Source organism: Geothrix sp. 21YS21S-2 (genome assembly GCF_030846775.1).
Lineage (GTDB): Bacteria > Acidobacteriota > Holophagae > Holophagales > Holophagaceae > Mesoterricola.
Window position 1 is genome coordinate 2982240 of the sequence record NZ_CP132910.1, and the last position, 17594, is coordinate 2999833.

Consider the following 17594-nt stretch of genomic DNA (forward strand, 5'->3'; position numbering starts at 1 on the left):
TCACTTCTTCTTGGCGGCGACGGCACCCGCCTTGGGGCGCTTGGCGCCGTACTTGGAACGGGACTGGTTGCGGCCGGCGACGCCGGTGGCATCCAGGGTGCCGCGGACCACGTGGTAGCGCACGCCCGGGAGATCCTTCACGCGACCGCCGCGGATGAGCACGATGCTGTGCTCCTGCAGGTTGTGGCCCACGCCGGGGATGTAGGTGGTGCACTCGATGCCGTTGGTGAGGCGCACGCGGGCCACCTTGCGGAGGGCCGAGTTCGGCTTCTTGGGCGTCGTGGTGAAGACCCGGGTGCACACGCCGCGCTTCTGCGGGCAGGCGTCCAGCGCCGGGCTCTTGGTCTTGTTCTCAAAGGTGCTCCGCCCCTGGCGGATCAGCTGATTGATGGTTGGCACACCATCCTCCTATGTTTTGGGCATGCAGCAAGGTATTCGCCGCTTGCCGGCGCCGAAGAGGTCATGCGGGATGACGTCGGGCGAAAATTCCACGGGCCCATGGGACCCGGGAATCTGAAATGTTACCGAAATTCAGGGAAATGTCCAGCCACAATCCCGATTTTCAGTTGTCCTTGGCCGGGGAATGGCAGGCGCAGCCTCCGGAGCAGCCCCCCTTGGGGGCGGCCGGGGCCTCCGAAGCGGCCTCCTTCTTCTCGGGGGCGGACCCGGAATAGCCCTGGGCATGCCACCCTCCGCCGGACAGGTTGAAGGCCGTCCGGGAGATCTGGCGCTTCATGCCCATGCCGGCCCCGCAGTGCTCGCAGGCGTGCTCGGTGGGGGCGGAAAACCCCTCCAGTTTTTCTTCCTTTTCGCCGCAGGTTTCGCAGCGGTATTCATACAGCGGCATGGCATCCTCTTGAAACCGGCCGTCGGCCGGAACTACCAGCTTACCCCAGGAATCCCATGACTTCACCCGCCCGCTACTTCACCGACGCCCAGTCCTTCCTCAGCGCCCACCCCAACCGGAACGGGAAACTCTGTTTTACCAACGGTTGCTTCGACCTGATCCACCCCGGCCACGTGCAGTACCTGGAGGACGCCCGGGCCCTGGGGGACTTCCTGGTGGTCGGCCTGAACTCCGACGCCTCCGTGGCCCGGCTCAAGGGGCCCTCCCGCCCCCTCCAGGACGAGGCCGCCCGGGCCCGGGTCCTCCTGGGCCTGCGCAGCGTGGACGCGGTGGTGCGCTTCGAGGAGGACACCCCCCTCGAGCTCATCACGGCCCTGCAGCCCGACATCCTCACCAAGGGCGGGGACTACACGCCCGAGACCGTGGTGGGGCGGGACGTGGTGGAGGCGCGGGGGGGGACCCTGGTCCTCATCCCGTTCCTGCCGGGGCACAGCACCAGCACCATCGTGGAGCGGATCAAGTCGGGGCGTGGGGTCCTGGCCTAGCTGAAGCGGCGGGCCGGAAGTGGCGGCACCGTCCCGTCCGGAGGGCATACCCCCAGGGCGTAGTGCCAGTAATGCCAGGACCGCTCGTTGAACCAGCCGGGTTCAGCGATTTCAAGCACCACCCGGAAGGAAGCTTCACCGATGGCTGCGAGGAGGGCCCGGGAATCGTCAAAATCTCCCATGTTCATGACCTGCGCGATAACCCGGTCGGGGCGGAGCATCGCCTCGGCGGGTGTCTCCCACCAGATGTAGCGACGGGCATCCTCGAAGAGCATTCGGCTCGCGGTCTGGTCCATCAGGCTTCTCCAGGTCCGAGCCGGGACGAGAGGATGGTCAGCGCCGGGATATCGATGACGGAGGCGGACTTCCTGACCAGGGATTCGCGCACATCAGCTGGCAGTCCACCCAGGTCCCCGTCGCCGAAGTAGGCCAGTGCCTTCAGCGCCTCGGAGGGCTGGAAGGTCTTGCCGTAAAGCGCCTTCCCAGCCGCGAGGCCTTCGTCGAGGCCCACACCCCGCCCGAGCATGGCATGGATGTCGAGATAGTCCTTCTTCTCCGCCCTCTGCTGAATGACCTTGAGCTTCGTCCCCATCAGATCCAGAAGCGAGGCCGCGACCACGACACCGTCGCTGGTCACGTCCGGAGTCCCCACCCGGCCCATGCTCCTTCCCCCGAAGAAGGAGACCTTCACGCCTTCTCCCGAACCCTCCTCCACAGCCACCAGCAGGGTGAGGGTATTGGGCGCCTCCTGGAGGACCTGGGACCTGCCGCCGAATGGGAGTGCCGCGATGACACCGGCATGCTCCAGCTTACGATCCGTGAAGAAGTCAAAATCCACGGATACCCGGTGCCCCAGGCGAAGGGAAATGGCCGTCCCTCCGTAGAGGACGAACCCCTGGTCCCGGAGCACCCGGAGGGCCGGCCACAGGGCACGTTGGTTGACGGGAAGGATCTGCAGCTCCGGCACGAAGGACCCGGCCTCGGGTCCGGCCGCCTTGTAGAGCTCCCCTTCACGCTTTGGACCACCGAACGTCATTCTCCGCCCTCTCGGGGTGCCGGCTGGACGCAACTCCCTTCAAGTATAGCCCCCCCTTCGGGATGGGCGTTAGCGCTCCACCTTTCCGCCCTTCATCCCCTGGATCCCCTCGATCTTGCTGTTGTAGCGCTCCTGCTCCGAGGGATCGGCGTACTTCTTCGCATCCTGCAGGCTCCGGATGGCCCCCTCCAGGTCACCCGCCGCCAGGCGCACCCGCGCGGCCAGCAGGAGGAAGTCCGGGTCCTTGGGCAGGATCCTGAGAGCGGACCGCATGCGGTTCTGGGCCTCGGCCACGTCCCCTTCCAGCAGCGCCTCCTCGGCGAGGTAGGCGTGGAAGTAGGGGTCCTTCTTGCGCACCGTCTCCCCCAGGGCGCGGAAGCGCTGGGCCTCCTCCACCCGCCCCGCGTTGCGCAGCAGGGCCTCCATGTTCCCGATGGGCGCCCCGTCGCGCTTGTCCAGCTCCATGGCGCGGCGGTAGGCCTCCTCGGCCTTGGCGGGATTGTCCATGGCGGCGTACACGACCCCAAGGATGTTCCAGCCGACGCTTGACTTGGGATCGGAATCCAGGGAGAGCTGGGCCTGCTCCCGGGCGGCGTCCAGGTCCCCGTCGGTGAGGCACTCCACGGCCCGGTTGCTGTAGAAGAGGGCCCGGAACCGGGTCTCGGGAAGGACGACGACCTTGTAGGTGCCGTAGCGCTTGCGCAGTTCCGGCACGAAGTCGGCGATGAGGTCGTTGTGGGGCGGGGCGGGGGTCAGGGCGACCACGTGCCGCTCGAAGCGGATGATCCCCCCGGCCTTGCGCCAGTGGTTCGTGTTCAGGGCCTCCGCGTATTCCTCGTGGATCCCCATGGCGCGGCAGGCCACCACGAAGAAGGCGGTCAGGGACAGGCAGTTGGCCCTGCCGTCGGTCCACACCTCGGCCACCGTGCGGGTGCGGGAGTTGTCGTAGACCAGGCCGATGCCGCCATCGGCGCGCTTCAGGAATAGCGTCTGGAGGAGGTCCTGCAGCTTGGTCTGGGTGGTGGGGGCGGAGCCCGTGGCCTTGAGGATGTAGGCCCTGGCCTCCGAGGGGAGGAAGAAGGGATCCGCCTGGGCGGGCGCCGTCTGGGCCTGGGAAACGATCCCCAGGAGGCCGGCGGCCAAGAACGTCCGAATGTCCATCAAACCCAAGCCCTCCGCCAACGACTTTACAGGAACGGAACCTCCTGGTTCAGAATACGGCAGGGAACGGTCCGGAGGTTAGAATGGACCGCCCCGGGAGGACAGCCCATGACCACAGCCATCGTTTGCGCCTATTCCTCCGTCGGCCACGAGGCCCTGGCCGGACTCCTGGAGGCCGGGATCAACGTACAGGCCCTCTTCACCTACCCCCAGCGCCCCGACGAGGCCTGGTTCACCCCGCCCGCGGCCCTGGCCCAGAAGCACGGCATCGCCGTGCACATGGAAAAGGACTTCAACAGCGACAAGGTTTACAAGACCGTGGCCGCCATGGCGCCGGACTTCCTCTTCAGCTTCTATTTCCGGGAGATGATCCACCAGCGGTACCTGGACCTGCCCAAGAAGGGCGCCTACAACCTCCACGGCTCCCTCCTGCCCGCCTACCGGGGCCGTGCCCCCATCAACTGGGTCCTGGTGAAGGGCGAGACGGCCACCGGCATCACGCTCCACTCCATGACCTCCCGGCCCGACGACGGCGACATCATCGGCCAGACCCCCCTGCCCATCGCCTGGGACGAGACGGCCCTCAGCCTCACCCTGCGCTCCGCCGCGGCCGCCAGGACCCTGGTCAAGGCCCTCGTCCCCGGCCTGGTGGACGGCACCGCCAAGCGGATCCCCCAGAAGGGCCTGGGCGCCTCCAGCTACTTCGGGGGCAGGGCCCCCGAGGACGGCCAGCTCGACCTCACCCATCCCCTCCACGAGGCCTTCAACCTCATCCGGGCCGTGGCCGATCCCTGGCCCAACGCCTTCCTGGAGACCCCCCGGGGGCTCCTGAAGGTGGCCTGGGCCCTTCCCTCGGCCTCCCCCTGCCCCCAGGGCCACTTCCGGGAAGGCCGGGAGGGGATCCTCCTGGGCTTCCGGGACGGCGCCCTGCGCCTCCACACCCTCCGCCGGGAGGGGGTCCGCAGCGAGCGCCCCTCGGTCCATGCCGCCTGGCTCAGGGAGCTGGGCATCCCCGAAGCCAAGTGAGGCCCCTCCTCGCCGCCCTCCTCCTCCTGGGGTCCGCGGCCCTGGCCCGCCCCGTGGGCACCGCCCGGGAGGCCCGGGCCATCGCCGAGCACGAGACCAGCGGCATCGCCGTCAGCGCCCGGAGGGTGCACCTGAACGGCGCCACCGGGGGGTGGGAGGTGGACCTGCGCATGCCGGGGGAGAGCCGCGGGTGGCGGTGCGTGGTGGACAGCGATACGCGCGCGGTGTTCACGAAGACGCGGATTCCCAATCCAGAGGTGCCGAGGGGGCGGAAAAAGCAGTGAAGGGATATTGACGCCCCTGAAAGGTTCTATAACCCGTCAGCAGGGTTGCGGCGAATCCGCCAAGGGGTCCCCGCTGACGATGCGGATCGGCAGGCCATCACCGGTTTGACCGGGAGATGCTGGAGCATCCCCAGGATTTCAACCCGGCTCCCATCCGCAACCCGATCCGAACGGCACGCCTCAAGGCAGGAATAAGCCAGGAGGACCTGGCTTCAGCCCATGGCATCAGCCAACCGGCACTTGCCTAGGGCCGAAAGCCCTGAAGGTGCGACCGGGAACAAAAGAGAGGCCCGGTATTCTTCTGTCCTGGGTTGCGGTGATGGGTGGGCCACCCGCCTTCAGCCCTCGGTCCTGATTTCGGTCCTTGCCAGTTCCAGGTCCGCCTCGACCATCATCTCGACCAGCGATGCGAAATCCATGGTCGGCTTCCAACCCAGAAGGTCCCGGGCCTTGGATGCGTCGCCCTCGATGTCGTCTACCTCTGAGGGCCGGAGGAAGCGAGGATCGGTATCGACGAATTCATGCCAATCCAGCCCAACCGTTGCAAAGGCCAGATCCAGAAACCCGCGGATTGAATTGGAGACCCCGGTGGCGATGACATAATCGTCAGGCTCCTCCTGCTGCAACATGCGCCACATGGCCTCAACATAATCCCCGGCGAAACCCCAGTCCCGCCTTGGCTCCAGGTTTCCAAGAGTCAAGCGATGTTCCAGGCCCAGCTTGATTCTAGCTGCCGCCCGGGTGATCTTTCGGGTCACGAAGTTCTCGCCCCGCCTGGGGCTCTCGTGATTGAAAAGGATCCCGTTGCATAGAAACAGCCCATAACTCTCCCGGTAGTTCACGACTTCGTGGTGCGCAGCTACTTTCGCGACGGCGTACGGCGAGCGCGGCTCGAACCTTGTTCCCTCGTTCTGGGGCGGTTTCGCCCTCCCGAACATCTCGCTGGAACCCGCCTGGTAGAACCGGGCAGCCTTCCCCCCATGCTTCAGGTGGAATCGGAGCGCCTCCAGGAATCTCAGGACGGCAGTTCCGTTCACCTCCATTGTGTATTCGGGCTGATCGAAGCTCACCCGCACATGGCTCTGCCCTCCGAGGTTGTAGATTTCATCCGGCTGTGCAAGATCAAGGATGTCCCGCAGGGACCCTGCGTCAGCAAGATCGCCGTAATGGAGGAAAAAATTCGGATTCGCCTTCCCACCCATGTGGAGGTGATCAATCCGGCTGGTGTTGAACGCCGAGGACCGCCGGACCATGCCGTGGACCTGATAGCCCTTCGAGAGGAGCAACTCCGCCAGGTAGCTTCCATCCTGGCCCGTGACGCCGGTGATCATCGCGGATCGTGAAGTGGGCATTCCTGCTCCTAGAGTTTGCTAGATGATAGTTGGCAAACGCTTCAATCCGGCCAAAAGAACCGCTTGGAGGGAAACCAGGGCGCCCCTCTCTCTACGCCCCAGAGTTCTTCTCCGCTCCTGGTATAATCCCTCGGCACCAAATGCCGCGAGGAGGCCTTTATGGCTTTTATGGACTGGGGCAAGGCCCAATTCATTGAAATCATCGAGTGGCTGGACGATTCAAATGACGTGCTGGCCTGGCGTTTCCCCGTGCGGAACCAGGAGATCAAGAACAACGCCCAGCTGGTGGTGCGGGAGAGCCAGGAGGCCACCTTCGTCCACGAGGGGCAGTTCGCCGACACCTTCACCCCCGGCACCCACACCCTCTCCACGAAGAACATGCCCATCCTGGCCGACCTCAAGGGCTGGAAGTACGGCTTCGAGAGCCCCTTCAAGTCGGAGGTCTACTTCACCAACACCCGGCTCTACAACGACCTGGGCTGGGGCACCTCCAACCCGATCATGATGCGGGACGCCGACTTCGGCATGCTGCGCATCCGCGCTTTCGGCATCTATTCCATCCGGGTGAAGGACTCCAAGAAGTTCCTCAAGGAGCTGGTGGGCACCAACGGCGTCTACACCAAGGACGACATCACCGAGCAGCTGCGCAAGAGCCTCATCAGCAAGTTCACCGACGCCCTGGGCGAGGCCAAGGTCCCCGCCCTGGACCTGGCAGCCCACTACGACGACCTCTCGGACCTGCTTCGCCAGAAGATGGACCCCGAATTCCAGACCATGGGCCTGGAGTGCTCCAAGCTCTTCATCGAGAACATCAGCCTCCCCGAGGAAGTCGAGGCCATGATGGACAAGCGAACCTCGGTGGGCATGATGGCCCCCGTGATGGGCGCCTACACCCAGATGCAGGTGGCCGATTCCGTGCCCCTGGCCGCACAGAACCCGGGCGGCATCGCCGGCATGGGCATGGGCCTGGGCATGGGCGTGGGCATGGGCAACATGATGGGCCAGCAGATGGGCGGCGCCATGGGCCAGATGGCCCAGGCCCCCTACCCCGCCGGCCAGGCCGCCCCGGCCCCGGCCAAGGGCATCAAGGAGGAGCTCACCGAACTCAAGGATCTCTTCGACAGCCAGCTCATCACCCAGGCCGAGTTTGATAAGCAGCGCAGCGCCATTCTTTCCAAGCACGGAATGGCCTGACCGCCCTGGAATGGCGTTGCCCCTCAAGGGATCGGCAAGGTAGGATCTAATGTCACCGAGGAGCGTTGCGAGCCGTCCCGTCCGGACGGCCTAGGCTCGGCGGCCTCCGTCCCGTCCAACGACGCTCACCCCGCGATCCCGCAAGGGCGCAGGGTGGGCATCCATCTCCATTCCACCACGTCCGGAGAACCCCCATGAGCCTTCTCGCCGTTGGAAGCGTAGCGTTCGATGACCTCGAGACCCCCTCGGGCCGCCGGGACAACATCCTGGGCGGTTCGGCCAGCCACTTCTCCCTCAGCGCGAGCCGGTTTCATCCCGTGCAGGTGGTGGCGATCGTCGGCGAGGATTTCGGTCCGGACCATTTCAAGGTTTTCGAAGGCCGCCCCATCGACCTCTCGGGCCTGATCAAGACCCCCGGCCTCAGCTTCCACTGGAAGGGGCAGTACGGCAGCGACCTCAATGAAGCCAGGACCCTGGAGACCCACCTGAACGTCTTTGCGGGCTTCAAGCCGGACCTTCCCGCGGCCTTCCGCAGCTCCCAGTACCTCTTCCTGGGCAACATCGATCCCACCCTCCAGCTGGACGTGGTCAGGCAGATGTCCCCCCGCCCCAAGTGGATCGCCCTGGACACCATGAACTTCTGGATCGACGGCGCCCGCGGGGCCCTGCTCGAGGTCCTCAAGGAGATCGACATCCTCCTCGTGAACGAGGCCGAGGCCCGCTCCCTCACGGGCGAGCGGAACCTCGTGAAGGTCTACGCAGCGATCCGCAAGCTCGGCCCGCAGATCCTCGTCGTCAAGCGCGGCGAGTACGGCATGCTCCTGTTCACCCCCGAGGGGCACTTTGCCGCTCCCGCCTTCCCCCTGGAGGAGGTCCACGATCCCACCGGAGCGGGCGACACCTTCGCAGGCGGGTTCCTCGGCTACCTCGCGGCCGCCGGGACGCTGGACCTGGCCACCATGAAGCGCGCGGCCCTGGCCGGAACGGTCATGGCCAGCTTCGCGGTGCAGGATTTCGGGACGGAGCGGGTGCAGGCTCTGGGCACCGAGGAGTACGAGAGCCGGATTGGAGCATTCAGGGAAATGATCCATATCGGTTGAGGAGGGCAGGTTCCACAGCGGACCGCAAGGTTGACGCCGACGAAGCGAGCGCCTACCTATTAGGGCGTGTTCCCTGCTGGTGCTAGGATTGGAAAATTAAAAGGTGATTTCATGCTTCGTCCCCGCTATGTAGGCGTCTTGTTCACGGCCCTCTCCCTCGTGGCCCAGGAACCGGGCCTCCCGGATCTCCAGAGCCTCCGGCAGGCTGCAACAGCGGCCCAACTGGGCGGGGCCGCAGCCACGGATGCCGTCCCACGGGGTACCGCGGCCACGGCTCGAACCCTGCAGGCACAGGAAGGCGCGCGCCAGGCTCCGTCCGAGCAGGACTCCATCCAGGCCGAGATCAAGGCCGCCAAGGCGAAAGAGCGAGGACCGAAGCGCTTCGCCGAGGACCTCTTCACGACGCGGCAGAGCTCTCCTTCCGGAACCGAGGGCGGCATCTCCGAGGACTACGTCCTGGGCGCCGGCGACCAGATCCAGATCAGCGCCTTCGGCAGTGCAAACTTCGAGCTCCCCGCCCAGGTGGACGGACGCGGCGAACTCGTGGTCCCCAAGGTGGGTTCGGTCAAGGTGGCCGGCATGAGCCTGGCCAGGGCCCGCTCCGCCGTCCAGGCGAAGGTGGCCCAGCAGTTCAGCCGGACCACGGTCGACCTCTCCGTCGTGAAGCTGCGGGAGGTGCGCGTCTTCGTCCTGGGTGAAGTCTACCGCCCCGGCGGCTACCTGGTCCCCAGCCTCAGCAGCCTTGTCAATGTGCTGAGCCTCGCGGGCGGCCCCACCGCCGCCGGCAGCTACCGCCAGATCCGGGTGATGCGCGGCGGCAAGGCCGTCCACCAGGTGGACCTCTACCCCCTGCGGGCCGAAGGCCTGGGCAACATGAATTTCGGCCTTCAGAGCGGCGACACCGTCTTCGTGCCGCTGGCCTTCAACCAGGTCACCCTGGAGGGCGCCTTCACCCGCGTGGTGGCCGCCACCGGCGACCTGCAGCCCAGGAAGGTGAAGACCCGCCTGGACAAGGAGATCGCCAAACTGAAGGAGCAGATCGCCGCGGAGGAATACCGCCTTGGCCCCAAGGGGTCCCCCAACCGCATGCATGCCGAGGCCCTGCTCGGGGAGCGGGAAGGGACCGAAGACATCGACCCGGACCGGGAACAGGACAAGGCCACCTCCAAGAACAAGGACAAGAAGCCGGACCTGGAACTGGAGCAGGAACGCTCCCAGGGTCAGGGACTGGATCAGTCTCTGGCGGCGGGCCCCATCCAGGGGCAGACAGCCTCCTACCAGGAGCCCACGCTAGCCGAACGGACCCTCATCGAGGAGCGCCTCGTCCTCCTGCGCAAGCGCCTTGACCGCATCAGCGTCCAGGCCCGTGGCGACCAGCGCACGACGAACATCCCAGAGCAGGAGGCCAAGGCCGAAAGCATCTCCATGGAGAACAGCGGACTCCCTGGCTGGCTCGCCCGTTGGAACTCCGACGGCGTGGCGCCTTCCATGCAGTTCGAGATGCTGCCTGGCGAGACGGTCGACCAGGCCCTGCGTTTCGCGGGGGGCCTCGCTCTGCAGGCCTTCGAGGACAGTCTCGTCCTGCGCCGCCTGGCCAAGGGCGGCGTCCTGGACGCCGCCGACGTCCCCCTGGCCAAGGCCGGCCAGGTCGAGCTCCGGCGGGGCGACGTCCTCTCGGCCCTCACCAGCCGCGAGCGCAGGGAAAGGCTCGTCACGGTATCCGGCTGGGCCCGGGTTCCCGGGAGCTTCTCCCGGCCCGAGGGGCTCCGGGTCGGCGACCTCCTTCGCAGGGAGTCCCAGCTTCTTCCCGACACCTACCTTCACCGGGGCGAGATCGTCCGCACCCTACCCGACCAGAGCACCAGCTACCTCGCCTTCGACGTGGCCCAGGCCCTCTCCGGCGAGCCGGCGCATAACCTCCTGCTCCAGGACCGTGACCAGATCGAGCTGTACCGGGTCTCCGACCTGCGCCTTCCCCAGACCGTCCAGGTCAGGGGCCCCGTCTCCCGTCCCGGCACCTTCCCCTTCCACGAGGGCATGCGCGCCTCGGACCTCCTTTTCCAGACCGGCGTCCTCCTGAACGAAGCCGACCGGCTCGTGGCGGAACTGGCGCATACACGCGAGGGAAAGCCCAGCGAGATCAGAAAGCTGGACCTCACGAAACTGCTCTCGAGCGAGACCTCCAGCCCGGTCGCCCTCAATGACGAGGCCGTCAACCCCCTCCTCAAGCCCCAGGACCAGATCAGCGTCTACGCGAAACCCGACTATCGCCCCCACCGGAGCGTGACCCTCCTCGGGCAGGTGGTGCGGCCCGGCGTGTACGTGCTGGATTCCCCCCGAACCGGCCTTCGGGAAGTTCTCGCCCGGGCCGGTGGCCTCACCGCCGAGGCCATGCCCCAGGGTTCCATCTTCCTTCGCCCCATGGCCACACCGAATCCCGACTCGTTCAACGTCGAGTCGCAGCGCGCCAACACCCAGGCCCCCGCCCTGAACGGCATCAACAACATCCTGGAAAGGCTCAACGAGACCAAGCGGCAGCCCACCACGGGCACCCTTCTCAAGACCCCCATCCTCCACGGACTGGGCACGGGAAGCCTGGACCGCCTTGTGGTGAACATCCCCGCCATCCTTGCCGGAAACGACAAACTGGATGTGGATCTCCAGGATGGGGACGAGATCATCATTCCCCGCAGGACGGAGACAGCTTATGTGATCGGGGAAACCGCGAGCCCCTTCATGTCCTACCACGTCGTGCCCGGCTTCAAGGTACGTGACATGGTGAAGGTTGCCGGAGGTCTCACCCGGAATGCTGATGACTCCAATATCCGCCTCCTGAAGGCCGATGGCCGGATTCTCGACCGCAGCATTCTCGGGATGGAGGTGGAACCCGGGGACGCTGTGCTTGTGCCCCAGCGGGTGCGGCGTGACACGACCTGGCAGGAGAACTTGCAGGCGATCACTCCCCTTGCCCTCATCCTGAACGCGATCAAATAAAAGGATAAAAAAACTTCTCACATAAATACAATTGAAATTATTCATTTAATTATGACCGATTCGATTTTCGTTAAAGGGGACCTCCGGGATCTCAGGAAGGATGTGCCTTCGGGTCAAAGACTTAAAATCTCCAAAATGGCCGTCAGCTATCAAGTCGGTCCCGATAAAAACAGTAGGATTTGATCGATATCACGATCGATTTATATTCGCCAAAGATAATAACCAACGAAGGATAAGCCATTTTTTTCAAAGTCGATCCCAAGTAAGGTATGCTGAATCAGCGAGCAATTTCCGTATTGACTCCAGTCGTTTTTCCAGCGACTCCGCTAAAACCCCGAAGCCGCCCCGGCGCAGGCCCGGATGGTTCTGACAATCCAACCAAGGGGACCTCGTGAAGCGCATTCTAGTCACCGGTGGCGCCGGATTTATCGGTAGCCATGTAGTTGACGCCCTCGTCGAGCAGGGCCGGGATGTCCTTGTCATTGATGATCTTTCCTCCGGGTCTGAGAGCAACCTCAACCCAGGCGCCCGGTTCGAACAAGGAGCCATCGAGTCAGAGCGCTCCGCGGACCTGATCCGAAGCTTCCGTCCCGAAGCGATCCTCCATTACGCGGCCCAGATCGACGTCCGCGTAAGCGCCGCCAATCCCGTCCTCGATGCCCAGCAGAACATCATCAATACCCTGAAGCTCTTGGAACTTGGCATGCAGAACGGACTGGCTTACTTCGCGTTCGCCTCCTCCGGCGGCGCGATCTACGGGGAGCCGCAGGCCGGGGCCCAGGATGAGAATCACCCCGAACGGCCGTGCTCCCCCTACGGTGTCGCCAAGTTGAGCGTAGATAAGTACCTAGCTACATTCCACCACTATCGGGGACTCCCCTCGTGCTCGATGCGGTTCTCCAACGTCTATGGCCCCCGGCAGGGCGGCCGGGGCGAGGCCGGCGTGGTCGCCGTCCTTATCCGCCAGGGACTGAGGGCCAACCCCCTCAGGATCAATGGAGACGGACGACAGACCCGGGATTTCGTTTATGTGAAGGACCTCGCCCGGGCCGCTACCCTCATTCTCCACCACCGCCCCCAGGGCGTGCTGAACCTTGGGACCGGCATCGAGACCTCCATATTCCAATTGGCCGATCGGGTCCGGGGCATCCTCCCCACGGACCCAGGGATTTCCCACTTTCCCCCAATCCAGGGAGAGCAGGTCAGGTCCATCCTTGATCCCTCTCTCGCAAAAAGGGTAATAGACTGGGAACCGGCCATCGATCTTCAGCATGGTCTGGAGGAGACAGTCGAGTGGTTTTCCGTGCGTGAATCCTCCACACCTTCGATCGGCCAAGCATAACGAGTTTCCTGATGACACCTTCCGATGAAAACAAACTGGCCCTGGCCCTTGAATACCCTAGGCTGAGCGGCGGTACTGCCCCTTCCCTCCCCGAGGAACAGGCGGGCCCCGTCAAGAGCCAGCTGGACCTGATCTACGCCATCGACTGGCTCTCGACACTGGTCCTGTTCATCCTCACCATGCCCGTCCTCCTTGTGAGCCTGCTCTATGTCATGGTGGTGGACCGGGGCAACCCCATCTTCAGCCAGATTCGAATCGGAATGGGTGGAAAGCCCTATCGAATTTTCAAGATCCGTTCCATGCACCACGACCATCACGGCCATGCCCGATTCTGCGCCCACGAGGACGACCGAATCCTGCCAGGAGGTCAATTCCTGCGGAGAACCCGGATCGATGAACTCCCTCAGTTCTGGAACGTGCTCATGGGTAACATGGCCCTGGTAGGCCCCCGGCCCGAGCAGTCAGCCTTCGTCGAGTCCTTCCTCCAGGAGATACCCCGCTATGGTGAGAGGTTCCATGTAAAGCCCGGCATAACGGGCCTTGCCCAGGTTTCCCAGGGCTACGTGGATTCGGTGAACGGCACCAGGATCAAGCTCTCCTACGACCTGATGTTCATCGAGAACCGGACGTTGAGAATGTGGGCCTTCATCGTCCTCAAGACGGTAAAGGTCGTCATCTTTGGTCAGGGCGCCCGCTAGCTAGCCCCATACCTTCGCGCCGCCGACCCAGGTCCCCACGACCTTTCCGGGCAGCGTCCACCCCTTGAAGGGTGTATTGAAGCTCCGGCTCTGCACGAAGGCGCGGTCCACCGTGATCCTGGCTTCCAGGTCAACGAGCGCGAAGTCCGCCGCCGAGCCCGGCCTGAGGCTGCCGAGGCCCTGGCGGTCCAGGTGGAAGGCCGAAGCCGGGCCGCAGGAGAGCAACTCCACGGCGCGCGAGAGCGTGATGACCTTCCTGTCGACGAGGAGCGCCAGCGTGAGCGGAAGCGCGGTCTCCAGGCCGATGATCCCGAACGACGCGTCGCGCAGTTCGCACTCTTTGTCATCCCAGGTGTGGGGCGCATGGTCCGTGGCGATGGCGTCCACCGTGCCATCGGCAAGGGCCTCGAGGATGGCGTCGAGATCGGCCTGGCTGCGCAGGGGCGGGTTCATCTTGAAGTCGGAATCGAAACGCGTCAGCTCGCGGTCCGTGAGCGCGAAATGGTGGGGCGTCACTTCGCAGGTGACCTTCAGCCCGCGGGCCTTGGCCTCGCGCACCAGCCGCAGGGAACCTTTGGTGCTCAGATGGGCCAGGTGGAGATGCCCCCCGGTGTGCTCGGCCAGGACGATGTCCCGGGCGACCATGGCCTCCTCGGCCGCAGCCGGGATGCCCAGGCAGCCCAGGTAGGCGCTCACGGCGCCCTCGTTGATGTAGCCCTTGGCCGCGAGGTTCGTGTCCTCCTCGTGGGCGACGATAGGCATGTCGAGCCAGCCCGTGTACTCCAGTGCCCGCCGCATGATGGCTGCGTTCATCACCGGCAGGCCATCATCGCTGAAGGCGATGCACCCGGACGCCTTGAGGGTCCCGTAGTCCGTGAGTTCCTCGCCCGCAGCGCCCTTGGTGACCGTACCCAGGGGGAAGTACCGGCACAAGCCAGCTTTTCGGGCCCGGGACAGCATCATCTCCGTGATGGCCACCGAGTCGTTCACGGGTTTGGTGTTCGCCATGGCGCACACGGAGGTGAACCCTCCGGCCACGGCCGCCCTGCAGCCGGTCTCGATGTTCTCCTTGGCGGTCTGCCCAGGCTCCCGGAAGTGCACGTGAAGATCCACGAGGCCGGGGACCAGGAGTTGGCCCTTGGCGTCCACCACCTCGGCCCCCTCGATCCGGGGGTCCGCGAGGTTTTCGCCCACAGCCGCCACCTGCCCGTCCACTACCAGCATGGAGGCAGGACCATCCCAATTCTGGGAGGGATCGATAAGACGCGCGTTCTTGACTAGCAGGGACATGGGCGGCTCCAGGAACCCTTCCATCTTACAGGATCGGATCCCCGGGCAAGCTCCGCACCGGTCTTCAGTCCATGTCGGCCAACTCCACCAGTTCGTCATCCTCCTCGGCGAAATCGCCTTCCTCGAGGAGAATGCGCTTGATCTTCCCGGACTCGGGAGCACTTACGTAGAAGGGGGTGTGGCCCGTATCTGTTCCTTCCAGAAGCATTAGTGACTCATCCTCCTCCACTTCCTGGCCTGGGGTGACGAGCACCCCCACGACATAGCCCGGCCACTCCGCCCGGATAATCATGCATGCCTCCGTGGTTCTTCGTGGAAAGTATGGTAATCCCACGGTTCGCGCAAGATTGAGAAGAGAAAAATACTTGAGAAAATTGTCGGCGGGTCTGGGGGTCCCGGCGCGAGCGAGCCCCAGGCAAGCTGTTTTTTCATGCAACCATCTTTAATGGTATTATTGCAATGCCGATCCGTTCGCTCCCGTCGGCAGCGACCTCTGCAGGAAGCCCACCTCCCCCCATCAGTTCCGGCGGAGGGTTTCATGGAGGGATCGCAATCAGGGAGCCACTTTGGGGCCGAGGTCCCAGGAGAATCCATGAACGCCCTTAAATTCAACCCCACCACCGTCAGCATCGACCTGGGCGGCACCCCCATCAGCATCGAGACGGGACGCATCGCCAAGCAGGCCGCTGGCTCCGTCATCGTCCGCCAGGGCGACACGATGGTCCTCGTGGCCGTCTGCGTGGCCGAACCCCGGGAAGGCATCGACTTCTTCCCCTTGACTGTTGACTACCGCGAGCCCGTCTTCTCCGCCGGAAAGATCCCCGGCGGCTTCTTCAAGCGCGAAGGCAAGCAGACCACCAAGGAAACCCTGGTTTCCCGCCTCATCGACCGCCCCCTGCGCCCCCTCTTCGAGGAAGGCTACAACGGCGACACCGTCATCACCGCCCAGGTCATCAGCTTCGACGGCGACCACCAGCCCGACGTCCTGGCCATGGTGGGCGCCTCCGCGGCCCTGATCATCTCCGAGATCCCCTTTGTGAACCCCGTGGGCGGCGTCCGGGTGGGCCGCATCGACGGCGAGTTCATCATCAACCCCACCGTCAGCCAGCGCCCCGACTCCGACCTGGACCTCCTGGTCGCCGGCACCGAGGACGCCCTCGTGATGGTCGAGTGCGGCGCCAAGAGCTTCCAGGAGGCCGAGATGGTCAAGGCCCTGGAGTTCGGGCACGCCGCCATCAAGACCCTCGTGAAGCTCCAGCGCGACCTGCGCGCCAAGGTCGGCAAGACCAAGATGGTTGCCGTCAAGCCCGAGCGCAACGAGGAGGTCTACAAGCTCGTGGCCGCCAAGTTCGCCGAGAAGCTGCTGGCCGCCCTGACCATGAAGGTCAAGATCGAGAGCTACAAGGCCATCGACGCCCTGAAGAAGGAGGCCGTGGCCGAGTTCGCCAAGGAGAAGCCCGAGCTCAAGAAGGACGTCGTCGAGAGCTTCGACACCCTCAAGGAGACCCTCTTCCGCAACGCCATCCTCAAGCAGGGTCTGCGCCTCGACGGCCGCAAGTTCGACCAGATCCGCCCCCTGAACATCGAGGTGGGCGTCCTGCCGGCGGCCCACGGCTCCTGCCTGTTCACCCGCGGCGAGACCCAGGCCCTGGTCACCGCCACCCTGGGCACCGCCGATGACATCCAGCACATCGACGGCATCGAGGAGGAGTACGACAAGCGCTTCTACCTCCACTACAACTTCCCCGGCTACTCCGTGGGCGAGTGCAAGCCCAACCGCGGCCCCGGCCGCCGCGAAATCGGCCACGGCATGCTCGCCGAGCGCTCGATCTTCCAGGTGCTGCCCTCCAAGGAAGAGAACCCCTACACCCTGCGCGTCGTCTCCGAGATCACCGAGAGCAACGGCTCCAGCTCCATGGCGACCATCTGTGGCGGCACCCTGGCGCTCATGGACGCCGGCATCAAGCTCGCGTCCCCCGTTGCGGGCGTCGCCATGGGCCTGGTGAGCGACGGCGAGAAGTTCGTGGTCCTCACCGACATCGCCGGCCAGGAAGACCATTACGGCGACATGGACTTCAAGGTCGCCGGCACCGTCCACGGCATCACCGCCCTCCAGATGGACATCAAGATCGGCGGCATCACCACCGAGATCCTCACCAAGGCCCTCGACCAGGCCAAGCAGGGCCGTCTTGAGCTCCTCAAGTCCATGGGCACCGTCCTGGCCGCCCCCCGCACCGAGTATGCAGGCAACGCGCCCCAGATGCACACGATCCAGCTCCCCAAGGAGAAGATCCGCGACGTCATCGGCAAGGGCGGCGCCGTCATCCGCAACATCATCGAGGTGAGCGGCTGCCAGGTGAACATCGACGACGACGGCTCCTGCCAGGTCGCCGGTCCCACCAAGGAGAAGCTGGCCGTGGCCCTGAAGATGATCGGAGACCTCATCCAGACCGCAGAAGTGGGCCAGACCTACCTAGGCCGAGTGGCCAAGGTGGTCGAATTCGGCGCCTTCGTGACGATCCTCCCCGGTCTCGACGGCCTTCTCCACGTTTCCGAGATGGCGCCCCACCGGGTGAAGAACCCCGCCGACGAGGTCAGCGAGGGCCAGGAAATCATGGTCAAGTGCATCGCGGTCGACGCCAATGGCAAGATCAAGCTGAGCAGGAAGGCACTCCTGAGCGAGTAGCCCCCGACCATGGGCAGGAAGATCCTCATAACCTGCGTC

17 protein-coding genes and 1 riboswitch are annotated in these 17594 nt (G+C 64.8%); of the genes, 9 read left to right on the forward strand and 8 right to left on the reverse strand.

The window, feature by feature from the left end:
• Both rpsL and RAH40_RS13110 read right to left on the reverse strand, forming a co-directional pair.
• A complete protein-coding gene (rpsL, locus tag RAH40_RS13105) occupies positions 1–399 on the reverse strand; it encodes a 30S ribosomal protein S12 (RefSeq protein WP_306597998.1) in 399 nt (132 codons plus the stop codon).
• Positions 400–562: 163 nt separating this feature from the next.
• Complete coding sequence (locus RAH40_RS13110) at positions 563–847, reverse strand: zinc ribbon domain-containing protein (protein ID WP_306597999.1); 285 nt, start codon at positions 845–847, stop codon at positions 563–565.
• A gap of 56 nt (positions 848–903) precedes the next feature.
• Between RAH40_RS13110 and rfaE2 the strand changes: the two genes are divergently transcribed.
• Positions 904–1392: a D-glycero-beta-D-manno-heptose 1-phosphate adenylyltransferase gene (gene rfaE2, locus RAH40_RS13115; RefSeq protein WP_306598000.1), complete on the forward strand. Its 489-nt coding sequence runs from the start codon at positions 904–906 to the stop codon at positions 1390–1392.
• On the opposite strand, the gene RAH40_RS13120 is transcribed toward rfaE2, so the two are convergent.
• The 3 genes from RAH40_RS13120 to RAH40_RS13130 all read right to left on the reverse strand — a co-directional run bounded on the left by RAH40_RS13120 (position 1389) and on the right by RAH40_RS13130 (position 3589).
• A complete protein-coding gene (locus RAH40_RS13120) occupies positions 1389–1688 on the reverse strand; it encodes a hypothetical protein (RefSeq protein ID WP_306598001.1) in 300 nt (99 codons plus the stop codon). The genes rfaE2 and RAH40_RS13120 overlap by 4 nt on opposite strands.
• Complete coding sequence (locus RAH40_RS13125; protein ID WP_306598002.1) at positions 1688–2428, reverse strand: nucleotidyl transferase AbiEii/AbiGii toxin family protein; 741 nt, start codon at positions 2426–2428, stop codon at positions 1688–1690. Before RAH40_RS13125 ends, RAH40_RS13120 begins: the two co-directional genes overlap by 1 nt.
• A 69-nt stretch (positions 2429–2497) precedes the next feature.
• Positions 2498–3589, reverse strand: a complete 1092-nt coding sequence (locus RAH40_RS13130; RefSeq protein WP_306598003.1) for a tetratricopeptide repeat protein — start codon at positions 3587–3589, stop codon at positions 2498–2500.
• A gap of 108 nt (positions 3590–3697) precedes the next feature.
• On the opposite strand from RAH40_RS13130, the gene RAH40_RS13135 reads away from it, so the two are divergent.
• Together RAH40_RS13135 and RAH40_RS13140 are read left to right on the forward strand one after the other, a co-directional pair.
• Positions 3698–4615, forward strand: coding sequence for a formyltransferase family protein (locus tag RAH40_RS13135; protein ID WP_306598005.1), 918 nt, complete (start codon positions 3698–3700; stop codon positions 4613–4615).
• A complete protein-coding gene (locus tag RAH40_RS13140) occupies positions 4612–4899 on the forward strand; it encodes a hypothetical protein (RefSeq protein WP_306598006.1) in 288 nt (95 codons plus the stop codon). Before RAH40_RS13135 ends, RAH40_RS13140 begins: the two co-directional genes overlap by 4 nt.
• Positions 4900–5237: 338 nt before the next feature.
• Here RAH40_RS13140 and gmd read toward each other — a convergent pair whose 3' ends face one another.
• Positions 5238–6251 (reverse strand): GDP-mannose 4,6-dehydratase, encoded by a 1014-nt coding sequence (gene gmd, locus RAH40_RS13145; protein WP_306598007.1) that lies wholly within the window; start codon positions 6249–6251, stop codon positions 5238–5240.
• A 159-nt stretch (positions 6252–6410) separates the two neighbouring features.
• Here gmd and RAH40_RS13150 point away from each other — a divergent pair, with 159 nt between their 5' ends.
• The 5 genes from RAH40_RS13150 (at position 6411) to RAH40_RS13170 (ending at position 13579) form a co-directional block, all read left to right on the forward strand.
• Positions 6411–7445 (forward strand): SPFH domain-containing protein, encoded by a 1035-nt coding sequence (locus RAH40_RS13150; RefSeq protein ID WP_306598008.1) that lies wholly within the window; start codon positions 6411–6413, stop codon positions 7443–7445.
• A 51-nt stretch (positions 7446–7496) separates the two neighbouring features.
• Positions 7497–7579: riboswitch (S-adenosyl-L-homocysteine riboswitch) on the forward strand.
• A 60-nt stretch (positions 7580–7639) separates the two neighbouring features.
• A complete protein-coding gene (locus RAH40_RS13155; RefSeq protein WP_306598009.1) occupies positions 7640–8545 on the forward strand; it encodes a PfkB family carbohydrate kinase in 906 nt (301 codons plus the stop codon).
• Between the two features lie 111 nt (positions 8546–8656).
• Positions 8657–11539 (forward strand): SLBB domain-containing protein, encoded by a 2883-nt coding sequence (locus tag RAH40_RS13160; RefSeq protein ID WP_306598010.1) that lies wholly within the window; start codon positions 8657–8659, stop codon positions 11537–11539.
• A 391-nt stretch (positions 11540–11930) separates the two neighbouring features.
• Positions 11931–12881, forward strand: coding sequence for an NAD-dependent epimerase/dehydratase family protein (locus tag RAH40_RS13165; RefSeq protein ID WP_306598011.1), 951 nt, complete (start codon positions 11931–11933; stop codon positions 12879–12881).
• Between the two features lie 11 nt (positions 12882–12892).
• Positions 12893–13579, forward strand: a complete 687-nt coding sequence (locus tag RAH40_RS13170) for a sugar transferase (RefSeq protein WP_306598012.1) — start codon at positions 12893–12895, stop codon at positions 13577–13579.
• Here the strand turns inward: RAH40_RS13170 and RAH40_RS13175 are convergent, their stop codons facing one another.
• Complete coding sequence (locus RAH40_RS13175; protein ID WP_373432529.1) at positions 13580–14869, reverse strand: dihydroorotase; 1290 nt, start codon at positions 14867–14869, stop codon at positions 13580–13582.
• Positions 14870–14933: 64 nt separating this feature from the next.
• Positions 14934–15161, reverse strand: coding sequence for an acetyl-CoA carboxylase biotin carboxyl carrier protein subunit (locus RAH40_RS13180; RefSeq protein ID WP_306598014.1), 228 nt, complete (start codon positions 15159–15161; stop codon positions 14934–14936).
• Positions 15162–15461: 300 nt separating this feature from the next.
• Between RAH40_RS13180 and pnp the strand changes: the two genes are divergently transcribed.
• Positions 15462–17555, forward strand: a complete 2094-nt coding sequence (gene pnp / locus RAH40_RS13185; RefSeq protein ID WP_306598015.1) for a polyribonucleotide nucleotidyltransferase — start codon at positions 15462–15464, stop codon at positions 17553–17555.
• The last annotated feature ends 39 nt before the right edge of the window (positions 17556–17594 follow it).